Below are 22,478 nucleotides of genomic sequence, written 5' to 3'. Positions count from 1 at the left end.
GGAAAATCTGTCGCCAACATGACGCTCTTCACTTTCATCGAGATTCTGGGCACGCTGGCTTTCGCCATCAGCGGCATCCGGCTGGCTTCGGCCAAGCGCTTCGACTGGTTCGGGGCCTACGTCGTGGGGTTCACCACGGCCATCGGCGGCGGAACCGTGCGCGACCTGATGCTCTCGCTCACCCCGTTCTGGATGCTCGATTCGACCTATCTGTTCGTGACGGCAGGGGCCCTGCTTATCGTCATCGTCTCGGGGCCCTATCTGATTCGTTTCAACAACACGTTCTTCATCTTCGACGCCATCGGGTTGGGGCTTTTCACCGTCGTCGGCATCGAAAAGACGCTCGCGGCGGGATTCCCGCTGTGGGTCGGCATCATCATGGGAACCATTACGGGCGCTGCGGGCGGTGTGCTGCGCGACATCCTCATCAACGAGGAACCGCTGATTTTCCGGAAAGAAATCTATGCCCTCGCCTGCGTCTTCGGCGGGGTCGTCTTCGGATTGTGCCAGTGGGCGGGGCTCGGGGCCGGGACTACGGAGGTGGCTACCGCCTTGAGCGTTATCGCCGCACGCGTCGTCGCCGTGCATTTCGGGCTCAAGCTGCCGATTCTGAAATAGCAGCCTCCGATTTTACGCGATACATCCGGTTTTCGTCTCGTCATTCTGAGCGAAGCGAAGAATCCGATAGTGTCAATCCGGATGCGTCAGCAAGATGTTTCGCTACGCTCAACAAGACAATCAGAAAAGTTCTGCAAACACATAGCGAGATCGATAGCTGTTAGTTGTTGAAGTAGAGCTTCAATAATTCCTTGGCGGCGATGAACGACGAAATCTTGTCGTCGAGCACCCGCTGCTCGTAGTCGCCGATTTGCGCTTCGACCTGCGGATGGCGGTAGAACGAACTGCGCAGCACCTCCTCGATGGATTCGTACATCCAGTATTTGTTCTGGCAGTTGCGGTGGTGCTTGAAGTAACCGTTCTTTTCGATGTGGTCCAGATACTCTTCCACTCCTTTCCAGACCTCCTCCAGCCCCGTTCCCGAGACCGACGAACAGGTGTAGACCTTGGGCCGCCAGCCCGAATCGGGCAGCGGGAAAAGCCGCAGGGCGCCCTGGAACTGCGTGCGGGCCAGTTCGGCCTTGTGGATGTTTTCGCCGTCGGCCTTGGTGATGACCATCAGGTCGGCCATCTCCATGATGCCGCGCTTGATGCCCTGCAATTCGTCGCCCGCACCCGAAATCTGGAGCAGCATGAACAGGTCCACCATCGAGTGCACGGCCGTCTCGGACTGCCCGACGCCGACCGTCTCGATGAAGATGACGTCGAATCCGGCGGCCTCGCACAGCACGATCGTCTCGCGCGTCTTGCGGGCCACGCCGCCCAGCGAACCGGCCGAGGGCGAGGGGCGGATGAAGACGTCGGGATTGTGGCAGATGCTCTCCATGCGGGTCTTGTCGCCCAGAATCGAGCCGCCGCTGCGCTCCGACGAGGGGTCTATGGCCAGCACGGCCAGCTTGTGGCGGAGCGAGGTCACCATGTTGCCGATGGCTTCGATGAACGTCGATTTGCCGGCGCCCGGCACTCCCGTGATGCCGATGCGGACCGATTTCCCGGCGTGGGGCAGGCACCGTTCGATGATTTCCTGCGCCTGTGCGTAGTGCTCCGGGTTGTTCGATTCGATGAGCGTGATGGCCTGCGAAAGGGTCGTTATGTTGCCTGCCAGGATGCCGGCAACGTATTCTTCGGTCGTCAGCTTCGATTTCTTGCGCCGCTTGAAGTAGGGGTTTATGATCGGTTGTTCTTCAACTCCTTGGGCTACATTCAGCGCCGTGTCGTGGTGCGTGTCGGCGTATTCTTTTTCGTAGTGGTCGATTTTGGTGTAGGCCATTGCGGGGGTTATTTGGATTTCTCGATGATTTCGGGGGTCAGTTGCAGCGTGTTGCCCATCCACAGCGCGCGGTGGCGGGGGCCCAGGAGCACCCCGAACGGAACGTAGCGGACGTCGTAGGCCGTGAATAGTTTGCCGTTGGGGTCGCAGCCTACGCCCAGGTGTTCCGACAGATAGGGCGTCAGCAGGGGTGCGATTTTCTCCTCGGGTTCGTGAACGAGCACCACGATGCGCAGCCTGTCGCCCATTTTTTCGGAAATGCGGTGCAGGTGGCGGATGGCCTCCAGCGAGTTGCGGCTGGCCGAGTGGAAGAACTCCACATAGGTCATCGGCGCCTCGGCGGGCTGGCGGCCGTCGAGCCAGCACTGGACTTTGGGTTCCGGCGCCCGTTCGCCCAGGGCGATATTCTGACCGGCGGCGGCCGCTGCGGCCAGGGCCGCCAGCAATACGAACACTGTTTTTTTCATAGAGCCCGGTGTTTTGTCAAGCGAAGATACGAATTATTTGCCATTTTCTGCCGTGCGGCCGATTTTTTTGCTGCGCCGCGGTGCGCCGCCCATCCGGCAATCCGGATAATTTCGGCGACGAACGGACTGAAAATTAAATACAAAAAATCCGTTTCAAATGTTGGCGGTTCCTGAATATTCTTCTTATCTTTGTGTGCGTGAAATAACAATCCGTAAATTACAGTTCAAAAATATCATCAAATCTTAATTCATTCTTATCATGAAAGTATCTCATATCGAGCATCTGGGCATCGCCGTGAAGAGCCTCGACGAGGCCATTCCCTATTGGGAGGGCGTTCTGGGTCTGAAGTGTTACGCCATCGAGGAGGTCGCCGACCAGAAGGTCCGCACGGCTTTCTTCATGCTGGGCCAGACCAAGATCGAGCTGCTGGAGCCCACTTCCGAGGAATCGACCATCGCCAAGTACATCGAGAACCGCGGCGTGGGCATCCACCACATGGCTCTCGCCTGCGAGAATATCGAGGAGCAGCTGGCCGACGCCGAGGCCAAGGGCATCCGCCTGATCGACAAGACGCCCCGCAAGGGTGCCGAGGGGATGACCATCGCGTTCCTGCATCCCAAGTCCACGCAGGGCATTCTGACCGAGTTGTGCGAGAACAAGAACAAATAATCCGTATAAGACTATGAGCGAAATTCAGAACAAGATCAACAAGCTCATCGAGAACCGCGAAACCGCGCGTCTCGGCGGCGGTCAGAAGCGTATCGACGCCCAGCACGCCAAGGGCAAGTACACGGCCCGCGAGCGTATCCGGATGTTGCTGGACGAGGGCAGTTTCGAGGAGTTCGACATGTTCGTCACGCACCGTTGCTACGACTTCGGCATGGACAAGAGCCATGCGTTCGGCGACGGCGTGGTGACGGGTTACGGTACCATCGGCGGGCGGTTGGTTTACGTCTTCGCACAGGATTTCACCGTCACGGCAGGTTCGCTGTCGCTGTCCATGTCCGATAAGATTTGCAAGGTCATAGACATGGCCATGCGCAACGGTGCCCCCTGCATCGGCATGAACGATTCGGGCGGCGCACGTATCCAGGAGGGTGTCAACGCCCTGGCCGGTTATGCCAATATCTTCCAGCGCAACGTCATGGCTTCGGGCGTCATCCCGCAGATTTCGGCCATCTTCGGCCCCTGCGCCGGCGGTGCCGTCTATTCGCCCGCGCTGACCGACTTCATCATCATGAAGAAGGAGACTTCCAACATGTTCCTCACGGGTCCCAAGGTCGTCAAGACCGTGACGGGCGAGGACGTGACGCAGGAGCAGTTGGGCGGTGCCATGATGCACACCACCAAGTCCGGCGTCGCCCAGTTCGCCGTCAACACCGAGGAGGAGGGTATCGAGCTTATCAAGAAGCTGCTTTCCTACATGCCGCAGAACAACATGGAGGATGCTCCGCTGGCTGTCTGCACCGATAAGATCGACCGTTTGGAGGATTCGCTCAACGAAATCATCCCCGACCGTGCCAACAAGCCCTACGACATGGCCGAAGTCATTCGCGCCATCGTCGACAACGGCGAGTTCCTCGAATCGGCTGCAAGCTACGCCAAGAACATCATCACCTGCTTCGCCCGCTTCAACGGCCAGTCGGTCGGCATCATCGCCAACCAGCCCAAGTTCATGGCAGGTGTGCTCGACATCAACGCCAGCCGCAAGGCCGCCCGTTTCGTGCGGTTCTGCGACGCGTTCAACATCCCCATCGTGACGCTCGTCGACGTGCCGGGCTTCCTGCCGGGTACCACGCAGGAGTACGGCGGGGTCATCACCCACGGTGCCAAGCTGCTCTTCGCCTACTGCGAGGCTACGGTTCCCAAGATTACCATCACCCTGCGCAAGGCTTACGGCGGTGCTTACATCGTCATGTCGTCCAAGCACATCCGCGGCGACATCAACTACGCCTGGCCGTCGGCCGAAATCGCCGTCATGGGTGCCAGCGGTGCCGTCGAGGTGCTCTACGGCAAGGAGCTCAAGGAGCTTGCCGACAAGCCCGAGGAGAAGGCCGCTTTCATCGCCGAGAAGGAGAAGGAGTACAACGACAAGTTCTCCAACCCCTACAACGCCGCCCGCTACGGCTACATCGACGACGTCATCGAGCCGCGCAACACGCGCTTCCGCATCATCCGGGCCTTGCAGTCGCTGGCTACCAAGCGTTTGCAGAATCCGGCCAAGAAGCACTCCAACATTCCTTTGTAACCCAATCCTGCAACCATGAAAATGTTGATAGTAGCGGACTGGGGCTGGTCCGAAATGTTGTGGGTGGCGCTCATCAGCGTCTGTCTGGTCTTCTTCATGCTGGTGCTGCTCGTCGGCGTCATGAAGCTCTTCGGCTACGTGTTCACCGTCCGGCAGACCGCTGCTCCCGCGGCCGCTCCCTCGGGGCGTGTCGTCGTGCAGGGGCAGGTCCACGAGGAGGAGATCGCTGCCATCGCCACGGCGCTCAAGATTTACCGCAGCGCCATGCACGACCGCGAATCCGAGGTGCTGACCATCCTCAGCATCAAGCGCGCCTATTCGCCGTGGAACTCCAAAATCCACGGCCTCACCCAGTTGCCCGACCGTAAATAGTTTATTGCAATGAAAGATTACTCACTGAAAATCAACGGACAAAATTATAACGTGCAGATCGACGAGGTCAACGAAACCTCGACGGTGGCCCACGTGACCGTCAACGGCACTCCCTACGAGGTCGAAATCGCCGGGGCTTCGGCCGCCGCACCCTCGCGGCCGCAGGTGGCTCCCGCACCGCGCGAGGCCAACAGCGGCATGATCACTCCCTCCACGGCGGCTCCTTCGCCGCGCATCGCACCCGCGGCTTCCGCAGGCGGTTCGGTCGTCAAGTGCCCGCTGCCCGGTACGGTGCTGGCCATCAAGGTGGCTGTCGGCGATACCGTCGCTGCCGGACAGACGCTCGTCGTGCTGGAAGCCATGAAGATGGAGAACAATATCGACGCCGTGAGCGGCGGTGTGGTCAAGGAGATTCTCATCCAGCAGGGCGCTACCGTCATGGAGGGCGACAGCTTAATCGTCATCGGGTAGCCTTATGTGGAGTTTTCTGACCGCAGGTTCCGATTTCGTATCGGAGAGCCTGCTCAAATTCGCCGAGTCCACGGGTATCGCAGGTTTCTTCTCCTCGATGGGGTGGGGCAGCGTCGTCATGCTGGGCGTCGCCTGCTTCCTCATGTACCTGGCCATCCGGCATAAGTTCGAGCCGCTGCTGCTCTTCACCATCGCGTTCGGCATGTTGCTCACCAACCTGCCCGGCGCCAACCTCTACCACACGGAGCTTTTCGCCGGCGGGCACGTGCATTGGGACATCTTCGTCGCCAATGCCGGGTTGCTCGACTACCTCTATCTGGGTGTCAAGCTGGGTATCTATCCCTGCTTGATTTTCGTCGGCGTCGGCGCCATGACCGATTTCGGGCCGCTGATTGCCAATCCCAAGAGTTTCCTGCTCGGGGCCGCGGCGCAAATCGGTATCTTCGTCACCTTCCTCGGGGCGTTCGCGCTGGGTTTCTCGCCCGCGCAGGCAGGTTCCATCGGTATCATCGGCGGGGCCGACGGTCCTACGGCCATCTACCTCACCTCGATGCTCTCGCCCGAGCTGCTGGGTCCCATCGCCGTGGCGGCTTATTCCTACATGGCCCTCGTTCCCGTCATCCAGCCCCCCATCATGCGGCTGCTGACGACCGAGAAAGAGCGCAAAATCAAGATGAGCACGCTGCGCCCCGTTTCCAAACTGGAGCGTATCCTTTTTCCGATTATCATCGCTGTCATCATTTCGCTGTTACTGCCCAGCGCCGCGCCGCTTATCGGCTGTCTGATGCTCGGTAACTTGATGAAGGAGTGCGGTGTTGTCGACCGTCTGAGCAAGACGGTGCAGAACGAGCTGATGAACATCGTGGTCATCTTCCTCGGTCTGACGGTCGGTGCTACGGCTACTGCCGAGGCGTTTCTGAATGTCCGCACGCTGGGCATCCTCGTGCTGGGCGTCGCCGCGTTTGCGCTGGGCACCGCCTGCGGTGTGCTGTTGGCCAAGCTGATGAACTGCTTCTGCAAGGAGGGCAACAAAATCAACCCGCTGATTGGTTCGGCAGGCGTTTCGGCCGTGCCGATGGCCGCCCGCGTGTCGCAGACCGAGGGGCAGAAAGCCGATCCGGGCAACTATCTGCTGATGCACGCCATGGGACCCAACGTCGCCGGCGTCGTCGGTTCGGCCGTGGCCGCAGGTATTCTGCTTTCGTTCCTGGGTTAGTCCGGGGCGTTGTTTCGATAGGGGTGGATTTGGGTCCGCCCCTTTTTCATTAAAGTTCGTTTTTGTCCATGGAAAATTCCGCTTCCCGAACGTGGCGCGGTGTTTGGCGCGGGGCGCTTGCGGCTTTGGTCGCCGCCCTCGCCGTCGGTTCGGGCTATGCCTTTTGGCTCAACGGCCGTTTCAAGAAAGAGGGCGTCGAAACGATGGGCGTCGTGACCCGTATTTACACCAAGACCGAGTACCGCACCCGGCGGGTCACCCGGCGCACTTCGCGCCGCGAAAAGGTGACGGTCCATTACCTCGACTACCGTTTTTCGGTCGGCGGGCAGGAGTTCGAGGATTCCCACCGGCTCGGTTCCGCGTCCGTCGGCGTGCGCAAGGGCGATTCCATCGCGGTTTGTTATCTGCCCGGCGACCCCGCCCGTAACCGTCCGGCACGCGATAGCGCAAAAAATCTGAAAATCAGAAGAATTCGCCCTCGTCCGTATCGCCGTTAGGTTCGCAGGGCTTCTTTTTTTCACCCGGCGCCGCAATTTTTCGCCGTGCGGTTTGCCGGGTGAATATTTTTTCGTACCTTTGCGCACCCGCGTAGTGCGGGAAACGGATTACAAACAAGTTAAACTAAACGTAAAACAGTGGATTCATTAAGCTACAAGACTATCTCGGCCAATGCTTCGACCGTCGCCAAGGAATGGGTGGTGATCGATGCTACGAACGAGGTATTGGGACGTCTTGCTTCGCAGGTGGCCAAGATCCTCCGCGGCAAGAACAAGCCCAGCTACACGCCCCACGTCGACTGCGGCGACTACGTCATCGTCGTCAACGCGGACAAGGTGAAGCTCACGGGCAAGAAAATGACCGACAAGGTCTACACGCGTCACACGGGGTATCCCGGCGGTCAGCGTTTCGCTACTCCGGCCGATTACCTCGCCAAGAAACCTACTTTCCTGGTTGAAAAGGCCGTCAAGGGCATGCTGCCCCGCACGCGTCTGGGTGCCGTGCTGTTGAAAAATCTGAAGGTCTATGCAGGCGCCGAGCATCCGCACGCCGCACAGAACCCCAAGAGTATCAAGTTAAACGAGATTAAGTAAGCGTTATGGAAGTTGTAAACACCGTAGGTCGTCGCAAGGCCGCTGTGGCTCGCGTATACGTGAAGCCGGGCAAGGGTCAGATTACCATCAACCGCAAGGAACTCGCCGCTTATTTCCCCCTCGAAATTCTCCAGTTCCAGGTGAAGCAGCCCCTGTTGGCTACCAACACCGCCGAGAATTACGACATCACCATCAACCTCGATGGCGGTGGTATCAAGGGTCAGGCCGAGGCCGCACGTCTGGGTATCGCTCGCGCATTGTGCGAGATCGACGCCGAGATGCGTCCCACGCTCAAGAAGGCAGGTTTCCTCACCCGCGATCCCCGCGAGGTTGAGCGTAAGAAGCCCGGTCAGCCCGGAGCACGCCGCAAGTTCCAGTTCAGCAAGCGTTAGTACGACCGGAATTTCGGCATGTACGGCGTCGGTTTCAAACCGCAGGGATTGCCTTGGTTATGTCATTCTGAGCACAGCGAAGAATCTTATATAATAAATAGGTACTGCCTCTCGGTTGCCGCGCCGCGGAAAACTCCGGGGACCGGCCCTAAGGACCGCTACTCGCGGAGTTGTTGAAAAGAGAATTAGAATCAGTTTTAATTACGAATCGAAAATGTCACGTACAGATTTTAATACATTGTTGGAGGCCGGCGCCCATTTCGGTCACCTGAAGCGTAAGTGGAACCCCAAAATGGCTCCCTACATCTTCATGGAGAAGAACGGCATCCATATCATCGACCTGCACAAGACCGTGCTGAAGATCGATGAGGCTGCCGCAGCCATCAAGCAGATCGCCAAGAGCGGTCGCCGCGTGCTGTTCGTCGCCACCAAGAAACAAGCCAAGGAAATCGTTGCCGAAAAGGTGGCAGCCGTCGGTATGCCTTACGTTACAGAGCGTTGGGCCGGCGGTATGCTGACAAACTTCCCCACCATACGTAAAGCCGTCAAGAAGATGGCGACCATCGACAAGATGACCGCCGACGGCACGTTCGATAACTTCTCCAAGCGCGAGAAGCTCCAGATCGCACGCCAGCGTGCGAAGCTCGAAAAGAACCTCGGTTCCATCGCCGACCTCACGCGTCTGCCCGCCGCTCTGTTCGTCGTCGACGTTCAGAAGGAGGCCAACGCCGTCAAGGAGGCCAAGCGTTTGAGCATCCCCGTCTTTGCAATGGTTGATACTTGTTGTGATCCGACCGACATTGATTACGTAATCCCTGCAAATGACGATGCCACCAAGTCGATCGCCGTGGTCGTAGAGGCCATGTGCGCCGCGTTGGCCGAGGGTCTCGAGGAGCGCAAGCTCGAAAAGGAGAAGGAGACCCAGGAGGCCGAGGCCGCAGGTGAAGCTGCCAAGAAGGAAGCCAAACCCCGCATCAAGAAGGCTGTCAAAGCTACCGTTGATGCCGAGGAGGAGGCTGTCAAGGAGGTTGTCGCCGCTGTCGAAACTTCCTACGAGGAGCCCGCAGCCGCTGCGGAGGAGTAACACGGGCTTTTTCTCTTGCCGGGGCGGCGCCCAGGTTGGCTTGGGTTTTGCCGAGGCAGGAGAAGGTCATGCAAACGAACGTAAATCTTAAATTCAGACAATTATGGAAATCAAAGCTGCCGATGTGATGAAGCTCCGCAAGATGACGGGTGCCGGCATGATGGATTGCAAGAAGGCACTCATCGAGGCGGAGGGCGATTACAACCGCGCACAGGATATTATCCGCGAAAAGGGTAAGCTCGTCGTTGCCAAGCGCGCCGACCGTACCGCTACCGAGGGCGTTGTCGTGACTAAAATCGTGGGTGGCAAGGCTTATATCCTCTGCCTCGCCTGCGAGACCGACTTCGTGGCTCAGAATGCCGAGTACGCCGCTTCCGCCAACGCCATGTTGGAGGTTGCGGTCGCTGCCGACGCTGCCGACCGCGATGCGCTCCTGGCTACCAAGAACGCCGAGGGCCATACCGTCGAGGAGATGGTGACCGAGAAGTCGGGTCAGACGGGCGAGAAAATCGAGCTGGCCTACTATGCCCGCATCGAGGCTCCCTACTGCACCGCTTACGTCCACTTCAACAAGAAGTTGGGTACGGTGCTCGGTTTCAACAAGGCTGTGCCCGAGGAGGTCGCCCACGCTGTCGCCATGCAGGCTACGGCTATGGCGCCCATCGCCATCGACGTGGCCGATTGCCCCGCCGACGTGGTCGCTCACGAGCGTCAGATCGCTGTCGAGGCCATGAAGCAGGACCCCAAGAACGCCAACAAGCCCGACGAGATTCTCGAGAAGATCGCCGAGGGTAAGATGCGCAAGTTCTTCGAGGAGAATACGCTTCTGAACCAGTGCGTCGTCGGCGAGAAGGAGACCATCGCCGAGTTCATCCGCAAGGCTGACAAGGACGCTACGGTCATCGCTTACAAGCGTTTCGCGCTGGGCGAGTAGCCGTCGGCCGTTTATTGAAACGCCGGAGCTTCCGAGGAAAGGAAGTTCCGGCGTTTTGTTTTGCGGATTCCGTCGGGCGGAGGGGTGGTCGTCTGGATAGGGCAGGGCTTGCCGGCCTGGATTCTTTCGGGTCCGGCCTGCCTTTTTATCGTTTGCAGATTACGTTGAAGTCGCAGAATTTGCACGTGTCGGGGTCCTCGCACTGCCGGAACGGTACGGCGGGGTCGTAGAGTTCGGCCAGCGTGGTGCGCAGCAGTTCCTCGAACGGCGCGGCGTATGCCGAGTAGGGCGTTCCTCGCTGCCCCAGTTGTTTGTCGTCCAGTTCCGGCGCGTAGTCCTCCCGGTGCATGTTGCGGACATAGTAAAGCGCCGGGCGGGCGTCGCACCCCTGCGAATGGTAGAGCATCATGGCGTAGAGCAGGGTTTGGAGAATGTTGGAGAGCCGTTGTTTCCCCTCGCCGCGGAAGAGACTTTCGATGCCTGCGAATTCCAGATGCGGCGCTCCCGTCTTGTAGTCCACCACGCGCAGCGTCCCGTCGTCCAGCCGGTCGATGCGGTCGGCGATTCCGGCGAATTTGAGTTGCAGTTTCCGGCCCGCCGCCTCGAACGGAAAGGCATAGGCGACTTCGTGTTCCAGCCCCGTGGTCGTGAATGCGTCGTGCGCCGCGTCGTGGCGCATGATGCCGCCGCGCAGGTAGCGCGTTACGATGTCTTTGACCAGCAGCAGGTCGCCCGTGTATTCTTCCGGCGTCGCGTCCGCGTCGCGCAGGTAGTTTTCGTTGATCGCTTCGGTCACTGCGCGCGTCGCTTCGTCCGTGCGGATCATCGCCCGCAGGGTTTCGCCCGGATGGGCTTCGCCTACGATGCGGCCGTAGAGTTTTTGGGCCGCCGCATGCAGTATCGTGCCGAACATCGGGGCGTCGACTTCTTCGGTCACTTCGTCGTCGGGGGTGAGCCGCGCCACCGAGTGGAAATAGAAGCGCAGCGGGCAGGCCACATAGCGGAAAAAGGCCGTCGGCGAGAGGGTCGCCGGGTTTTCGGGGTCGACGAAGCGTTCGAGCCGTTCCAGCGTCCGCGCGTCTTTGCCCACTTCGATGGGGGCTGTCTGCGCCAGGTTCACATCGACGCCCACTTCGGTTCGCCGCACCGGAATTCCGCTTTCGTATTCGAGCTGATAGATGTAGCGGCTCGGTTCGCCCGTCGATTTTTCGTCGGCATGCGAGCAGTAGAGCATGTGCACGCGCTGCGCCCGCTGAATCAGCCGATAGAAATAGTAGGCGAAGACCCCTTCGTGGTGTTCGGGCGTCGGCAGCGCAAAGGCCGCCCGCAGGTTGTAGGGGATGAACGACGCCTGCGCCATGCGGTTGCCCGGGAAGTTGTCGTCGTTCATCGAGAGGATGACCACGTTCTCGAAGTCGAGGTTGCGGGTTTCCAGGATGCCCATTACCTGCAGTCCCTCCAGCGGTTCGCCCTCGAACGGAATGCGGAGCGTTTGGAGGTGGCGGCGCAGCAGCGAGGCATAGGTTTCTGTTTCGATGGGTATGCCGCAGGTTTCGAGCGAGTTGCGCAGTTTGTGGATTTCTTCGGCGATGACTGCCAGGAATTCGGTCCGTTGGCCAGCGTCGTCTCCGGCATAGGGCATCCGGGCCACCGCGCCGATGACTTCCAGCAGCCAGTCGGAGAGTTCCTGCCAGCTTTCGGCAGGGCGGAAGACACTTCGCAGCAGGTCGTTGCGGCCCAGCCACGCGGCGTCGACCGAAATCCGGCGTTCGTCGGCTATCTCCTCCGACAGCGTGCGGGTCAGCGCTTCGTCGCACCCCGAAACATAGGGATGGTTCAGCAGTCCCGTCGCGTCCGCGTGATAGAAAGTCGTTTCCGTCCCTTTGCTCCGGCGGCGGGCTTGCAGCGCCACCAGCCGTTCCACAAAGGTGTAGGCCAGCGTCTGTTTGAGCGGATAGCCCATCGTCACATTGACCTTGCCCGCTTCTGCGGGCAGCGCGTAGAGCAGCGGCAGCAGCAGATTTTCGTCGGTCAGCACCACCGCCGTCCGTTTGTCCAAAGGCGCCTGCCGGGCATATTCGCGCAGGATTTCCGCGGCGTATTTGCATTGCACGGCATTCGACACCGCCGAAACCACGGTCAGTTCCTTGGGCAGGGCCATGCCGTCGTGCGAGAGTTCCGCGCGCGGCGGAAAAAGCGCCATGTTTTCGCGCACGAACATGCCCGCTTCCTGCTCGGGATTCGTTTTATAATAGGTGTCGTAGTCCCAGTAGAAGTCGGTTTCGGCCGTCGTGGCGAGGAACCGGAACAGGATTTTCTCGCATTCCGACAGTGCGTTGAATCCCGCCACCACGTAGCGCCGGGGTTCCGGAAACGCATAGTCGCCCGCTTCGATTTTCTCGGCCGCGGCGCGCTGTACCATGCCCCCGTAGGCGATGCCCAGCGCGGCCAGCCGTTCGCGGTAGCGTTCGTAGATGGGCCCCAGCGTCTTCCAGATTGCCAGGAAGCGGCGTTTCTCCTCCGACAGGTCGGCTTCGGGGCCCAGCGACGACCAGAAGCTCAGGATTTGCAGCTGGGCAGGCGTCAGATACGATATGTCGGCTTCCAGTTCCTTGATTTCCGACAGGTTGCGGAATAGCTGCCGGGCGTCGATGCGGTATTTGTCGATGGTGTCGAAGTCGGCCAGGAGCATCTCGCCCCAGAAGTAGAATTTGTCGAACGCTTCGTCGTGGTACTGCGAATAGACCTTGTAGAGTTCGGCGATGAGCCGCAGGCGGTCGCCCGTTTCGAGCCCCGAGATTTCGGTTGTCAGGCAGTCGATCGTGGTCCACGCCGGCTGCCACATGGGCCGGTCCGCAATCCGGCTCAGGGCGTCGGTGAAGAACAGCCGTGCGCGCCGCGACGGAAACAGGATGGTCCGGTCGCTCAGCTCCGCGCCGTAGCGTGCGTGGAGGTCGCGGGCCACTTCTTCCAGAAATCCCGGCGCGGCCATCCTATTTCTCTTTTTCGTCCGACGGGAACCACGGCGTCGACTGGCTGAAACGCAGCAGCTTGGGTTCCGTCTTGTAGTCGATTTTCGCGCCGCTCGTGGCCCTGGCTTCCAGCCGTTCGATGGCGTCGACGCTCACACGGGCCTTGTTGCGGGCCACTACGCGGGCCGTTTCGCAGACCACTCCGGCCGCGTCGGCTACTCCCGTCGACGCAAAGAGCGTCAGATAGCGTACCTGCCCGTGGAGTTTCGCGCGGCTCTCCTCGCCCGAGAGGTCCATCATCAGGTCCTGAACGTCGATTTCGGCTTCCACGCTCGACCGGGCGCCTACCGCCAGGTCGAACAGCCTGGCTTTCAGCGGCCCCTCGAAGCGTACCGTCGCGTCGGTCAGGCGCAGCGATTCCAGCGTCGTGTAGTAGACCGTCACAATCGTGCGGTCGCGGCGGTGTATGTCGGCGCGTTCGCGGATGCGGAGGGTCTGGTTCTTGATTTCGGCGCGGAACTTGGTCGTCGAATCGCCCTTGGTGTCGTAGACGATGCGGGGCGCCTTGTTGTCGGGCGTCCGCACGAACAGGAGGTCGACCGAGGCGTCGACCTCCACGGCCGTGAACGACGCGAGCCATTCGCTGCGTTCGGTGGGCGATACGGGCAGCGTGCTCGCCCGGCCGACCGAAGCCTGCGTCTCGAATTCCGCCTGCGCATGGGCGGTGCACATCATCAGCAGCGCCATGGCGCTCAGAATCGGGTGTTTCATGGTGTGGCTTTTTCTGTTCAGGTCGCTAAATTACGAAAATTATCGCGAACAGCGCCTTGCCGTTCGGGATTTGTTTCGTACTTTTACGCTTTCCGAACATCCATCGTTTCCCATGCGGGCCAGAATCCTCAATGCCAGCGCCGGGTCGGGCAAGACCTACCAGCTGGCCTACAAGTACGTGCGCGACGTGGTGCAGCAGCCGTCGCTCTACCGCCATATCCTCGCCGTGACCTTCACCAACAAGGCTACCGAGGAGATGAAGTCGCGTATTCTCAAGGAGATACACCTGCTCGCGTCCGGCGGGCCGAGTGCCTATGCCGCCGACTTGTGCCGGGAGCTCCGGCTCGACGCCCGCACCGTGCAGAAGCGGGCGGCCGAGGCCCGGGCCCGGATTCTCCACGATTATTCGCGTTTCACGGTCCTCACCATCGACACTTTTTTCCAGCGCATTCTGCGGGCTTTCATCAAGGAGCTGGGCATCGACCTCGATTACAACGTCGAAATCGAAACCGCTTCGGTGCTCGCCAAGAGCGCCGATACGCTTATCGAGGCCATCACGGCCGACCGCGACCTGCTGCGCTGGATGACCGGTTTCGTCGAGGAGCGTATCGACGAGGGGCGCAAATGGGACGTCCGCGACGGCATTCTCTCCTTGGGCGGCGAGCTTTTCAAGGAGAAGAACCGCCCGACGCTCTCCGCTCCCCGGTCCAAGGAGGAGCTGCGGCGTATCGTTCACCGTGCTGCGGCCCATGCCGAGGCCTCCAAGCGGGAGTTGCAGCAGACGGCTGCGCAGGCCGTGCAGCTTATCGGCGCGGCAGGGCTTTCCGCCACGGATTTTTCGGGCAAGAGCCGTAGTTTCGCCCACTGGTTCTATGTCGTGGCTGCCGGAGAACTGAAAGCTCCCTCCGCCACCGTGCTGAAGATGAGCGCCACGGCCGACGGCTGGTGCGCCAAGGGTTCGCCTGCCGAGCCGCTCGTCGGGCAGCTCCGGCCGCTGTTGCAGCACATGTGCGGGCTCTATGCGCAGAACCTCCGTTCGTGGAACACCTGCGACCTGCTGCGCGAGAACTATCGCAGTTTCGCCCTCCTGTCGGACCTCTATGCGCAGGTGCAGCGGCTTTGCGACGAGCAGAACATGATGCTGCTCTCCGAAACCAAATACCTGCTTGCGGAGTTCATCGGCCACAACGATGCGCCGTTCATCTACGAGAAGGTCGGCAACCGCTTCGAGCGCTTCATGATCGACGAGTTCCAGGACACGTCGGTGCGCGAGTGGGAGAATTTCCTGCCCTTGTTGCAGAACGCCATGGCACAGAGCGAGGAGACTTCGGTGCTCATCGTGGGCGACATCAAGCAGTCGATTTACCGTTGGCGGGGCGGCGACTGGCGGATTCTCCACGAGGGGGCGCGCCGCGCGCTGGGCGAGGGGAACACCGAGGTGAAGATGCTGGAGGAGAACTGGCGCAGTCTGCCCGTGGTCGTGGGGTTCAACAACCGGATAATCGACTGCGTCGTGGCCGCCGACAATGCGGCGCTCAACGGACAGCTCGCCGAAGCGGCCGCCCGGGGCGATGTCGCTGCTGCCGCGGCGGACGAACTGCGCGATACGCTGGCCGACGCTTACCGCGGGCAGGTGCAGACGCCCCGCCGCAAGGCGCCGGTCGACGGGTACGTCTCGGTCGAGACCTTCGACGAGCGGCCGCCCGTCGTGGAGCGGCTCTGCGAACTGCTCGACCGCGGTTTCCGCCCGGCCGACATCATGATATTGGTGCGCGGCGCCACCGACGGGGCCCGAATCGCCGCCGAACTGCTCGACTTCAAGAGCCGCAACACCGACCCCCGCTACCGTTTCGACGTCATGACGCAGGAAGCGCTCGTCATCGGCAACGCGCCCGTCAGCTCGTTCGTCGCGGCGGCCTTGCGGCTGGCGCTCAATGCCGGCGACCGGCTCAGCCGCGCCATTCTCAACCGCTGCCTCGGCCGCGATTTCGATGCTCCGCTCTCCGATGCCGAGCGGGCGTTCTTCCGTTCGGTCCGCCTGCTCTCGCCCGAGGAGGCGTTCGAGCGCATCGTCATGGAGTACGACCTTCAGCAGGACCGTTTGCAGACGGCCTACCTGCAAGCCATCCACGAGCAGATTATCGCGTTCTGCGCCAACAAGGTAGCCGACATCCCGCTTTTTCTCGCCTGGTGGGAGGAGCAGGGTTCGGCCCGTTCGCTGAGCGTCGGCCGCAGCGAGCAGGCGGTCGAAATCATCACCATCCATAAGGCCAAGGGGCTGGAAAACAAGGCGGTGTTGATTCCCTATTGTTCGTGGCAGCTCGACCCCAAGTCCGGGGGCGGGGTGCAGAACATCGTGTGGGCCGAGGCGCAGGGCGAAGCCGCCGGAGCGGGGCGCTTCCCGGTCAGGTTCAAGAAGGCGATGGCCGAATCGGGTTTCTCCGAGGAGTTCTACCGCGAGACGGTCTATTCGCATGTCGACAATATCAATCTGCTCTACGTGGCGCTGACGCGTGCCGCCGAATCGCTCCATCTCTTCATTCCCCGGCGGGGCAGCCGCCACGTCGGGTCGCTGCTGCTCGAACACCTTGCCGTCGACGGCGATAGGGCGCTGCTCGGCGATATGACGGGCCGTTACTCGTGCGGCGAGGCTTCCGAGCGTTTCGAGTTCGGCGAGTTCGCGGGTCCGGCCGATTCGCTCCGCAAGGGGGGCGAGGTCCGGCACGTCGTGCTGGAGAATTATCCCACGGCGCAGGCCGACCTGCGGTTGCGGCTGCCGTCGCAGCGCTATTTCGAGCCGGGGTCGGATGCCGCCCTTTCGCCGCGCGATTTCGGTATTCTGATGCACCGGGCGTTCGAGGATGCGGCGGACACCGCGGAAATCGGGCGGGCCGTGGCGCGGATGGAGCACGACGGCACGCTTTCGGCCGCCGACGCCGCGCAGCTTCGCCGGATGATCGGCCAGGCGCTGGCCGACCCGGTTGTGCGCGAGTGGTTCGACGGACCGTGGCAGCAGGTGCGCAACGAGCAGGAAATCATCCTGCCGGGCGAGGGTTCGCCGCGCCGCCCCGACCGCGTGATGACCTGCGGCGACCGGGCCGTGGTCGTCGATTACAAGTTCGGCGAGCACGACACCGCCCGTTACAAGCGCCAGATTGAGGAATATTGCGCGCTCCTGCGCGACATGGGGTATGCCCGCACCGAGGGTTACCTCTGGTTCGTCCGGCTCGGCAAAATCGAAAGGGTGGTGTAGGGCGCTATTCCGGCAGCGTCACTCGGATGTACGCGGCCCCGGAAGCCCGGGCGGCTTCGAGCCCCACGGCCGAATCCTCGAAGATGAGCGTTTCGCGGGGCGTGACCCCCTCGCGGCGCATCGCTTCCAGGAAGCAGTCGGGGGCGGGCTTGCTTCGCGCGACGTCGGGTCCGGCCAGTATGCCGTCGACCCGGCCTGCGGGGCATCGGGCTTCGGACGTCTCCGGTCCGCCGATGCCCAAGTGGGCCATCGCGTTGTCGATATTGGCCCGGCTGCCCGTCGAGACGATCCATACCCGTCCGCCCTGCCGCCGGAACTGGCGGCAGAATTCCCACAGCGGCCGGTTGAGTTCCACCGTGTCGAAAAACGCAGGATAGAGTTCGATTTTCCGCAGCCGTAGCCGTTCGCGCTCGGCCGGGTCGGCGATGCCGTAGCTGCGCAGGAATTCGTCGCACCGCACTCCGAAATAGCGGCCGAGGTATTCTTCCTCGGTCAGCGGGTAGCCCGCTTCCCGCAGCGTGGCCGCGTAGGCCAGCGCATTGGCCCGCCGCGTGTCGGCCAGCGTGCCGTCGAAGTCCAGCAGAATCAGTTTGACCGGGCCTTCCATCGGGTTAGTCGAACGACTGCATGCCCGACTGGGCGATGTGCATCAGACGCCGGTATTCGCCCGGTGTGAGTTCCATGAAAAAGTAGTGGATCGGGTCGACCCGCATGGCCTTGTAGCGCACTTCGTAGTGGAGGTGGGGGGCCAGCGAGAGACCCGTGTCGCCCGAGCGGGCGATGATGTCGCCGCGCCGCACCTGCTGTCCCTTGCGGACGTTGATTTGCGACAGGTGGCTGTACGAGGTTTCGTAGCCGTTGCCGTGGTCGATGACCACCGTGCGGCCCGAGGTCGAGTTGCGTTCCAGCACGTCGCGCACCGTGCCGTCGGCCGTGGCGAATACGCGCGACCCCTCGGGGATGGTGTAGTCGACGCCCTGGTGCGACTGGAGCGTCTTGTAGAACGGGTGGAAACGCATGCCGTAGGAGGCTGTCAGCAGGGTAAGCTGTTTGTTGATGACGGGTTGGATGGCCGGTATGTTGTGGCTCGCCGTCCCGGTCGAATCGATCAGCGCCTGCAAGTCGTGGTAGGTGTGGTTGAGTTCTTCGAGCCGCCGTTCCAGTTCTTCGGTGCTCTGCCGCAGGTCGCGTTTGAGCTGGCGCGTCGGGTGCTCGACGAGTGCTTCGTAGCTGGCGTTTTCGCGGCTTCGGATTTCGGCTTCCGATTCGTAGGGATCCGACTCGAAGAGGATGCGGAACACGTTGCGGTCGCGTTCCGAGAGGTTGTCCAGCACCATCGTCAGCGAATCGTAGCGTGCCGTCAGCGTCTTGTATTCGTCGCGCAGCCCGTCGGTCGAGTGCTTGAGCATGTATTCGAGCGGCGTGTCGAAGAAGAGCGAGAATCCCGTGTAGTAGATCACCGCCACACCCGTCCACACGAAGAACTGCACCGTCCCGCGGATGATGCGTTGGCGGCGGCGCTTGTGCCTGCGGAGTTTTTCAAGGTCTTTTTTGCCGGGCATGGTTACATGATTTCAAAGTTCGTTTCGCGCATCCGTTCCATGAACCGGTCGTATTCGTCGTAGGTCATGTTGCGGTTGAAGTAGTTGACCGGATTGACGGGCGTGCCCCTGCGGATGACTTCGTAGTGGAGGTGGGGCGCCGTCGAGCCGCCCGTGTTGCCCGTTTCGCCGATGACCTGGCCGCGCAGGACCTTGTCGCCGGGTTTCACGAGTATCTTGCTCAGGTGCGCATAGCGGGTCTGGTAGCCGAACTTGTGGTTCAGCAGGATTTGTTTGCCGTAGCCGCGCGTGGGTTCTCCGATGTCCACTTTCTGCACCGTGGCGTCGCCCGTGGCATAGACCGGGGTTCCGCGGTCGCAGCCCAGGTCGATGCCCAGGTGGGCGATGATGCGGTGGTAGATCGGGTGCATGCGGCGCGGGTTGAAGGCTCCGATATGGTCGCCGTGCAGGGCCTTGCGGTCGATGGGCCAGATGGCCGGGATGGCCGCCGCCAGCCGTGCCTTGTCCTTGGAAAGCACTTGCAGTTCGTCGAACGAGACCGATTCCTGGTAGAGCGTGCGGGCCAGTGCGTCCAGTTGTTTCCACGTCCCTATCATCAGCGGTGCGAATTCGTCGTCGGCCATCGGCGCGTATTTCGCGTCGGGGTAGGGGCGGTCGGCTTCCGCCAGGGTGTCGGTCGAGAAGAGCGAGCGGTAGACGTGGTTGTCGCGGTGGCGTATTTCGTCCACGCGGCTCTGGGCCGTGCGGATGCGGTCCTGGAGGATGCGGTACCGGATCATCAGTTCGCGGTTGCGGCGGTTGATGCGGTACATTTTGGGGGTGTAGAAGAACTGCGAAAAGACCACGTTGGCTATCGACACAAGGATGAATCCGATGAGTACCTTGCGCAGTATGCGGTAGATTCTCAGCCGGAGCGGTGCCTTGGCGGTTTCGCGCGCCTCGCGCCCTGCGGCGGCAGGTGTCTCTGGTTTTTGCTTCATCCTCTAAAAAACTCCTTGTTGCAGGATGCAAATTTAAGTTTAATTGTGTAATTTTGCAACCCGAATCGTATAACGATGCAACAGGACAATAGAGTATATATGGAATCTGCAAAAATCCGTCAGGCTTTTCTCGATTTTTTCCAAAGCAAGGGCCATGCCATCGTCCCCTCGGCGCCGATGGTCGTCAAGGGCGACCCTACGTTGATGTTCACCAACGCGGGTATGAACCAGTTCAAGGATATTTTCCTCGGCAACGCTCCCCGCAAGTTTCCGCGGGCGGCCGATACGCAGAAGTGCCTGCGTGTCTCCGGCAAGCACAACGACCTGGAGGAGGTGGGCCACGATACCTACCACCACACCATGTTCGAGATGCTCGGCAACTGGTCTTACGGCGATTATTTCAAGAAGGAGGCCATCGAGTGGGCGTGGGAGCTTTTGCACGACGTCTATAAGTTGCCCGCCGAGCGTATGTACGCCACCGTGTTCGAGGGTTCGGAGGAGGACGGCGTGCCGTTCGACCAGGAGGCCTACGATTATTGGAGGCGTTTCCTGCCCGAGGACCACATCATCCGCGGCAACAGGCACGACAATTTCTGGGAGATGGGCGAGACGGGTCCTTGCGGGCCTTGTTCCGAAATCCACTTCGACCTCCGCGACGAGGCCGAAATCGCCGCCATACCCGGCCGCGAGATGGTCAACAAGAGCCATCCGCAGGTCATCGAGATCTGGAACCTCGTCTTCATGCAGTTCAACCGCAAGGCCAACGGGTCGTTGGAGGAGTTGCCCGCGCGCAACGTCGACACCGGCATGGGTTTCGAGCGTCTGTGCATGATTCTCCAGGGCAAGAAGTCCAATTACGATACCGACGTTTTCCAGCCCACCATCGGCCGTATCGCCGCCTTGTCCGGCAAGCAGTACGGGGCCGATGAACAGGCCGACATCGCCATGCGCGTCATCGCCGACCACCTGCGCGCCATCGCTTTTTCCATCGCCGACGGACAGCTGCCCTCCAACGTCAAGGCCGGGTACGTCATCCGCCGTATCCTCCGCCGCGCCGTGCGTTACGGCTATACTTACCTCGGCTTCACCGAGCCGACCCTCTGCCGGTTGGTGCCCGGGCTGGTGGCTCAGATGGGCGGCCAGTTCCCCGAGCTCAAGGCCCAGCAGGGGCTTATCGAAAAGGTCATCGAGGAGGAGGAGGCTTCGTTCCTGCGGACTTTGGCCACAGGTATCAACCTCCTGGACGGCGTCATCGCGCGTACCAAGTCCGAGGGCCGGCAGTTGATTTCGGGCGCCGACGCGTTCGAGCTCTACGATACGTTCGGCTTCCCCATCGACCTCACGGAGCTTATAGCCCGCGAGCAGGGCGTCGGGGTCGACCTCGATGCCTTCGACAAGGAGCTGCAGGCTCAGAAGGAGCGTTCGCGCAACGCCGCGGCCGTCGATACCGACGACTGGGTGGAGCTGTTCCCCTTGCGCGAAAGTGTCTTCACAGGTTACGACACGCTCACCGACGAGGTGCGCATAGCCCGTTATCGCCGCGTCGCTTCCAAGGGCAAGACTTCCTACCAGCTGGTCTTCGACCGCACGCCGTTCTACGGTAATTCGGGGGGTCAGATCGGCGACATCGGTGTCATCGAGAGCGCCAACGAGCGCATCGCCGTCGTCGCTGCCGAAAAGGAAAACGGGTTGATTATCCATATCGTCGAGCGGCTGCCGGAGAATCCCGCGGCTGTTTTCACCGCCCGCGTCGATGCCGACAAGCGGCAGGCGGCGGCCAACAACCACTCGGCCACCCACCTCATGCACGCCGCTCTGCGCAAGGTGCTGGGCGACCACGTCGAGCAGAAAGGTTCGATGGTGACCCCCGAGTTGCTGCGTTTCGACTTCTCGCACTTCCAGAAAGTCACGCGTGAGGAGCTGCGCGAGGTCGAGAAGTTGGTCAACAAGGCCATCCGCGCCAACTACCCGCTCGAGGAGAAGCGCGACGCCACCAAGGAGGAGGCCGCCGAAGCCGGGGCCATGATGCTTTTCGGCGAGAAGTACGGCGACCGCGTGCGCATGGTGCGTTTCGGCGATTCGGTCGAGCTTTGCGGCGGTACCCATACCAGCGCTACGGGCAACATCGGCTTCTTCAAGATTCTCAACGAGAGCGCCATTTCGGCCGGGGTGCGCCGCATCGAGGCCGTCACGGGCGAGCAGGCCGAGAAGGTGCTCTACGTGGCTGAGGATACGATCCGCAGTGTGGGCGAGTCGCTCAACAATACGCAAATCATGCAGGCGGTCCGGAAGATGATCGAGAGCAACGAGACGCTCTCCAAGGAGGTCGAGCGCATGCGGCGCGAGCAGGTGGCGCAGTGGGCCGACAAGCTCGCCGCGTCGTTGCCCGAGCGCAACGGCGTGCAGCTCATCGCCTTGCAGTCCGAGAACAAGCCCGAGGTGGTCAAGGACCTCGCCTACAACCTCCGCGCCCGGTCGCCCAAGCTCGTGCTGGTCATCGGGTCGCTCTTCGAGGGCAAGCCTTCGCTGACTATCATGTTGGGCGACGAAATCGTCAAGCAGGGCGTCGATGCCGGGGCCGTCATCCGCGAGGCCGCCAAGCTCATGCAGGGCGGCGGCGGCGGTCAGGCGTTCTTCGCCACGGCCGGCGGCAAGAACCCCGACGGATTGCAGGCCGCCATCGACAAGGCGGTGGAACTGATTCTCGCCAAACTCAAATAGAAACTATACGCCTGTCATCCTGAGCGCGTCTCTTTTGTCCCGAGCCAGCTCTTTT

20 protein-coding genes are annotated in these 22,478 nt (G+C 61.2%); 13 read left to right on the top strand and 7 right to left on the bottom strand.

Going from position 1 to position 22,478, the window contains the following annotated elements; translation table 11 throughout:
• Positions 1 to 18 precede the first annotated feature (18 nt).
• A complete protein-coding gene (locus NFR47_RS08030) occupies positions 19 to 618 on the top strand; it encodes a trimeric intracellular cation channel family protein (protein WP_251215061.1) in 600 nt (199 codons plus the stop codon).
• A gap of 160 nt (positions 619 to 778) precedes the next feature.
• Here the strand turns inward: NFR47_RS08030 and meaB are convergent, their stop codons facing one another.
• Positions 779 to 1,888, bottom strand: coding sequence for a methylmalonyl Co-A mutase-associated GTPase MeaB (meaB, locus tag NFR47_RS08025; RefSeq protein ID WP_251215060.1), 1,110 nt, complete (start codon positions 1,886 to 1,888; stop codon positions 779 to 781).
• A gap of 8 nt (positions 1,889 to 1,896) precedes the next feature.
• On the bottom strand, positions 1,897 to 2,355 hold the full coding sequence (locus tag NFR47_RS08020; protein ID WP_251215059.1) for a thioredoxin domain-containing protein: 459 nt from the start codon (positions 2,353 to 2,355) through the stop codon (positions 1,897 to 1,899).
• A 259-nt stretch (positions 2,356 to 2,614) separates the two neighbouring features.
• Here NFR47_RS08020 and mce point away from each other — a divergent pair, with 259 nt between their 5' ends.
• From mce to tsf, 10 genes are all read left to right on the top strand, one after another.
• Entirely contained in the window at positions 2,615 to 3,025 is a 411-nt protein-coding gene (gene mce / locus NFR47_RS08015; RefSeq protein ID WP_251215058.1) for a methylmalonyl-CoA epimerase, read from the top strand.
• 13 nt (positions 3,026 to 3,038) lie between these two features.
• Positions 3,039 to 4,604: an acyl-CoA carboxylase subunit beta gene (locus tag NFR47_RS08010; protein WP_251215057.1), complete on the top strand. Its 1,566-nt coding sequence runs from the start codon at positions 3,039 to 3,041 to the stop codon at positions 4,602 to 4,604.
• 15 nt (positions 4,605 to 4,619) lie between these two features.
• Positions 4,620 to 4,976 (top strand): OadG family protein, encoded by a 357-nt coding sequence (locus NFR47_RS08005; RefSeq protein WP_251215056.1) that lies wholly within the window; start codon positions 4,620 to 4,622, stop codon positions 4,974 to 4,976.
• A 9-nt stretch (positions 4,977 to 4,985) separates the two neighbouring features.
• A complete protein-coding gene (locus tag NFR47_RS08000) occupies positions 4,986 to 5,447 on the top strand; it encodes a biotin/lipoyl-containing protein (protein ID WP_251215055.1) in 462 nt (153 codons plus the stop codon).
• A 4-nt stretch (positions 5,448 to 5,451) separates the two neighbouring features.
• Positions 5,452 to 6,663 (top strand): sodium ion-translocating decarboxylase subunit beta, encoded by a 1,212-nt coding sequence (locus NFR47_RS07995; RefSeq protein WP_251215054.1) that lies wholly within the window; start codon positions 5,452 to 5,454, stop codon positions 6,661 to 6,663.
• Between the two features lie 68 nt (positions 6,664 to 6,731).
• The gene (locus tag NFR47_RS07990; RefSeq protein ID WP_251215053.1) at positions 6,732 to 7,160 is read left to right on the top strand and encodes a DUF3592 domain-containing protein; all 429 of its coding nucleotides are present in this window, start codon (positions 6,732 to 6,734) and stop codon (positions 7,158 to 7,160) included.
• A gap of 138 nt (positions 7,161 to 7,298) precedes the next feature.
• Positions 7,299 to 7,754, top strand: a complete 456-nt coding sequence (gene rplM / locus NFR47_RS07985) for a 50S ribosomal protein L13 (RefSeq protein WP_251215052.1) — start codon at positions 7,299 to 7,301, stop codon at positions 7,752 to 7,754.
• A gap of 5 nt (positions 7,755 to 7,759) precedes the next feature.
• Positions 7,760 to 8,146, top strand: coding sequence for a 30S ribosomal protein S9 (rpsI, locus tag NFR47_RS07980; protein ID WP_251215051.1), 387 nt, complete (start codon positions 7,760 to 7,762; stop codon positions 8,144 to 8,146).
• Positions 8,147 to 8,360: 214 nt separating this feature from the next.
• Complete coding sequence (gene rpsB / locus NFR47_RS07975) at positions 8,361 to 9,230, top strand: 30S ribosomal protein S2 (protein WP_251215050.1); 870 nt, start codon at positions 8,361 to 8,363, stop codon at positions 9,228 to 9,230.
• 103 nt (positions 9,231 to 9,333) lie between these two features.
• Entirely contained in the window at positions 9,334 to 10,164 is an 831-nt protein-coding gene (tsf, locus tag NFR47_RS07970; protein ID WP_251215049.1) for a translation elongation factor Ts, read from the top strand.
• A gap of 145 nt (positions 10,165 to 10,309) precedes the next feature.
• Here tsf and NFR47_RS07965 read toward each other — a convergent pair whose 3' ends face one another.
• On the bottom strand, positions 10,310 to 13,156 hold the full coding sequence (locus tag NFR47_RS07965; RefSeq protein WP_251215048.1) for a PD-(D/E)XK nuclease family protein: 2,847 nt from the start codon (positions 13,154 to 13,156) through the stop codon (positions 10,310 to 10,312).
• 1 nt (position 13,157) lies between these two features.
• Positions 13,158 to 13,907, bottom strand: coding sequence for a GIN domain-containing protein (locus NFR47_RS07960; protein ID WP_251215047.1), 750 nt, complete (start codon positions 13,905 to 13,907; stop codon positions 13,158 to 13,160).
• 112 nt (positions 13,908 to 14,019) lie between these two features.
• Here NFR47_RS07960 and NFR47_RS07955 point away from each other — a divergent pair, with 112 nt between their 5' ends.
• Positions 14,020 to 17,160: a UvrD-helicase domain-containing protein gene (locus NFR47_RS07955; protein ID WP_251215046.1), complete on the top strand. Its 3,141-nt coding sequence runs from the start codon at positions 14,020 to 14,022 to the stop codon at positions 17,158 to 17,160.
• A 4-nt stretch (positions 17,161 to 17,164) separates the two neighbouring features.
• Here NFR47_RS07955 and NFR47_RS07950 read toward each other — a convergent pair whose 3' ends face one another.
• Genes NFR47_RS07950 through NFR47_RS07940 form a run of 3 tightly spaced genes read right to left on the bottom strand, consistent with a single transcriptional unit; the run spans position 17,165 to position 19,702 of the window.
• A complete protein-coding gene (locus NFR47_RS07950) occupies positions 17,165 to 17,767 on the bottom strand; it encodes an HAD family hydrolase (RefSeq protein WP_251215045.1) in 603 nt (200 codons plus the stop codon).
• Positions 17,768 to 17,771: 4 nt separating this feature from the next.
• Positions 17,772 to 18,722, bottom strand: coding sequence for a M23 family metallopeptidase (locus NFR47_RS07945; RefSeq protein ID WP_251215044.1), 951 nt, complete (start codon positions 18,720 to 18,722; stop codon positions 17,772 to 17,774).
• A gap of 2 nt (positions 18,723 to 18,724) precedes the next feature.
• The gene (locus NFR47_RS07940; RefSeq protein ID WP_251215043.1) at positions 18,725 to 19,702 is read right to left on the bottom strand and encodes a M23 family metallopeptidase; all 978 of its coding nucleotides are present in this window, start codon (positions 19,700 to 19,702) and stop codon (positions 18,725 to 18,727) included.
• A 99-nt stretch (positions 19,703 to 19,801) separates the two neighbouring features.
• Between NFR47_RS07940 and alaS the strand changes: the two genes are divergently transcribed.
• Entirely contained in the window at positions 19,802 to 22,423 is a 2,622-nt protein-coding gene (gene alaS, locus NFR47_RS07935; RefSeq protein WP_251215042.1) for an alanine--tRNA ligase, read from the top strand.
• The last annotated feature ends 55 nt before the right edge of the window (positions 22,424 to 22,478 follow it).

Origin of the sequence: Alistipes muris (assembly GCF_943193205.1) — a bacterium.
Lineage (GTDB): Bacteria > Bacteroidota > Bacteroidia > Bacteroidales > Rikenellaceae > Alistipes > Alistipes muris.
This window is presented reverse-complemented; position numbering and strand designations above follow the sequence as displayed.

What these genes read in the sequence shown, in the direction of transcription:
- NFR47_RS08030 (WP_251215061.1), top strand. Translation starts at nt 19, where the DNA reads ATGACGCTCTTCACTTTCATCGAGATTCTGGGCACGCTGGCTTTCGCC.
- meaB (WP_251215060.1), bottom strand. Translation starts at nt 1,888, where the DNA reads ATGGCCTACACCAAAATCGACCACTACGAAAAAGAATACGCCGACACG.
- NFR47_RS08020 (WP_251215059.1), bottom strand. Translation starts at nt 2,355, where the DNA reads ATGAAAAAAACAGTGTTCGTATTGCTGGCGGCCCTGGCCGCAGCGGCC.
- mce (WP_251215058.1), top strand. Translation starts at nt 2,615, where the DNA reads ATGAAAGTATCTCATATCGAGCATCTGGGCATCGCCGTGAAGAGCCTC.
- NFR47_RS08010 (WP_251215057.1), top strand. Translation starts at nt 3,039, where the DNA reads ATGAGCGAAATTCAGAACAAGATCAACAAGCTCATCGAGAACCGCGAA.
- NFR47_RS08005 (WP_251215056.1), top strand. Translation starts at nt 4,620, where the DNA reads ATGAAAATGTTGATAGTAGCGGACTGGGGCTGGTCCGAAATGTTGTGG.
- NFR47_RS08000 (WP_251215055.1), top strand. Translation starts at nt 4,986, where the DNA reads ATGAAAGATTACTCACTGAAAATCAACGGACAAAATTATAACGTGCAG.
- NFR47_RS07995 (WP_251215054.1), top strand. Translation starts at nt 5,452, where the DNA reads ATGTGGAGTTTTCTGACCGCAGGTTCCGATTTCGTATCGGAGAGCCTG.
- NFR47_RS07990 (WP_251215053.1), top strand. Translation starts at nt 6,732, where the DNA reads ATGGAAAATTCCGCTTCCCGAACGTGGCGCGGTGTTTGGCGCGGGGCG.
- rpsI (WP_251215051.1), top strand. Translation starts at nt 7,760, where the DNA reads ATGGAAGTTGTAAACACCGTAGGTCGTCGCAAGGCCGCTGTGGCTCGC.
- rpsB (WP_251215050.1), top strand. Translation starts at nt 8,361, where the DNA reads ATGTCACGTACAGATTTTAATACATTGTTGGAGGCCGGCGCCCATTTC.
- tsf (WP_251215049.1), top strand. Translation starts at nt 9,334, where the DNA reads ATGGAAATCAAAGCTGCCGATGTGATGAAGCTCCGCAAGATGACGGGT.
- NFR47_RS07965 (WP_251215048.1), bottom strand. Translation starts at nt 13,156, where the DNA reads ATGGCCGCGCCGGGATTTCTGGAAGAAGTGGCCCGCGACCTCCACGCA.
- NFR47_RS07960 (WP_251215047.1), bottom strand. Translation starts at nt 13,907, where the DNA reads ATGAAACACCCGATTCTGAGCGCCATGGCGCTGCTGATGATGTGCACC.
- NFR47_RS07955 (WP_251215046.1), top strand. Translation starts at nt 14,020, where the DNA reads ATGCGGGCCAGAATCCTCAATGCCAGCGCCGGGTCGGGCAAGACCTAC.
- NFR47_RS07950 (WP_251215045.1), bottom strand. Translation starts at nt 17,767, where the DNA reads ATGGAAGGCCCGGTCAAACTGATTCTGCTGGACTTCGACGGCACGCTG.
- NFR47_RS07945 (WP_251215044.1), bottom strand. Translation starts at nt 18,722, where the DNA reads ATGCCCGGCAAAAAAGACCTTGAAAAACTCCGCAGGCACAAGCGCCGC.
- NFR47_RS07940 (WP_251215043.1), bottom strand. Translation starts at nt 19,702, where the DNA reads ATGAAGCAAAAACCAGAGACACCTGCCGCCGCAGGGCGCGAGGCGCGC.
- alaS (WP_251215042.1), top strand. Translation starts at nt 19,802, where the DNA reads ATGGAATCTGCAAAAATCCGTCAGGCTTTTCTCGATTTTTTCCAAAGC.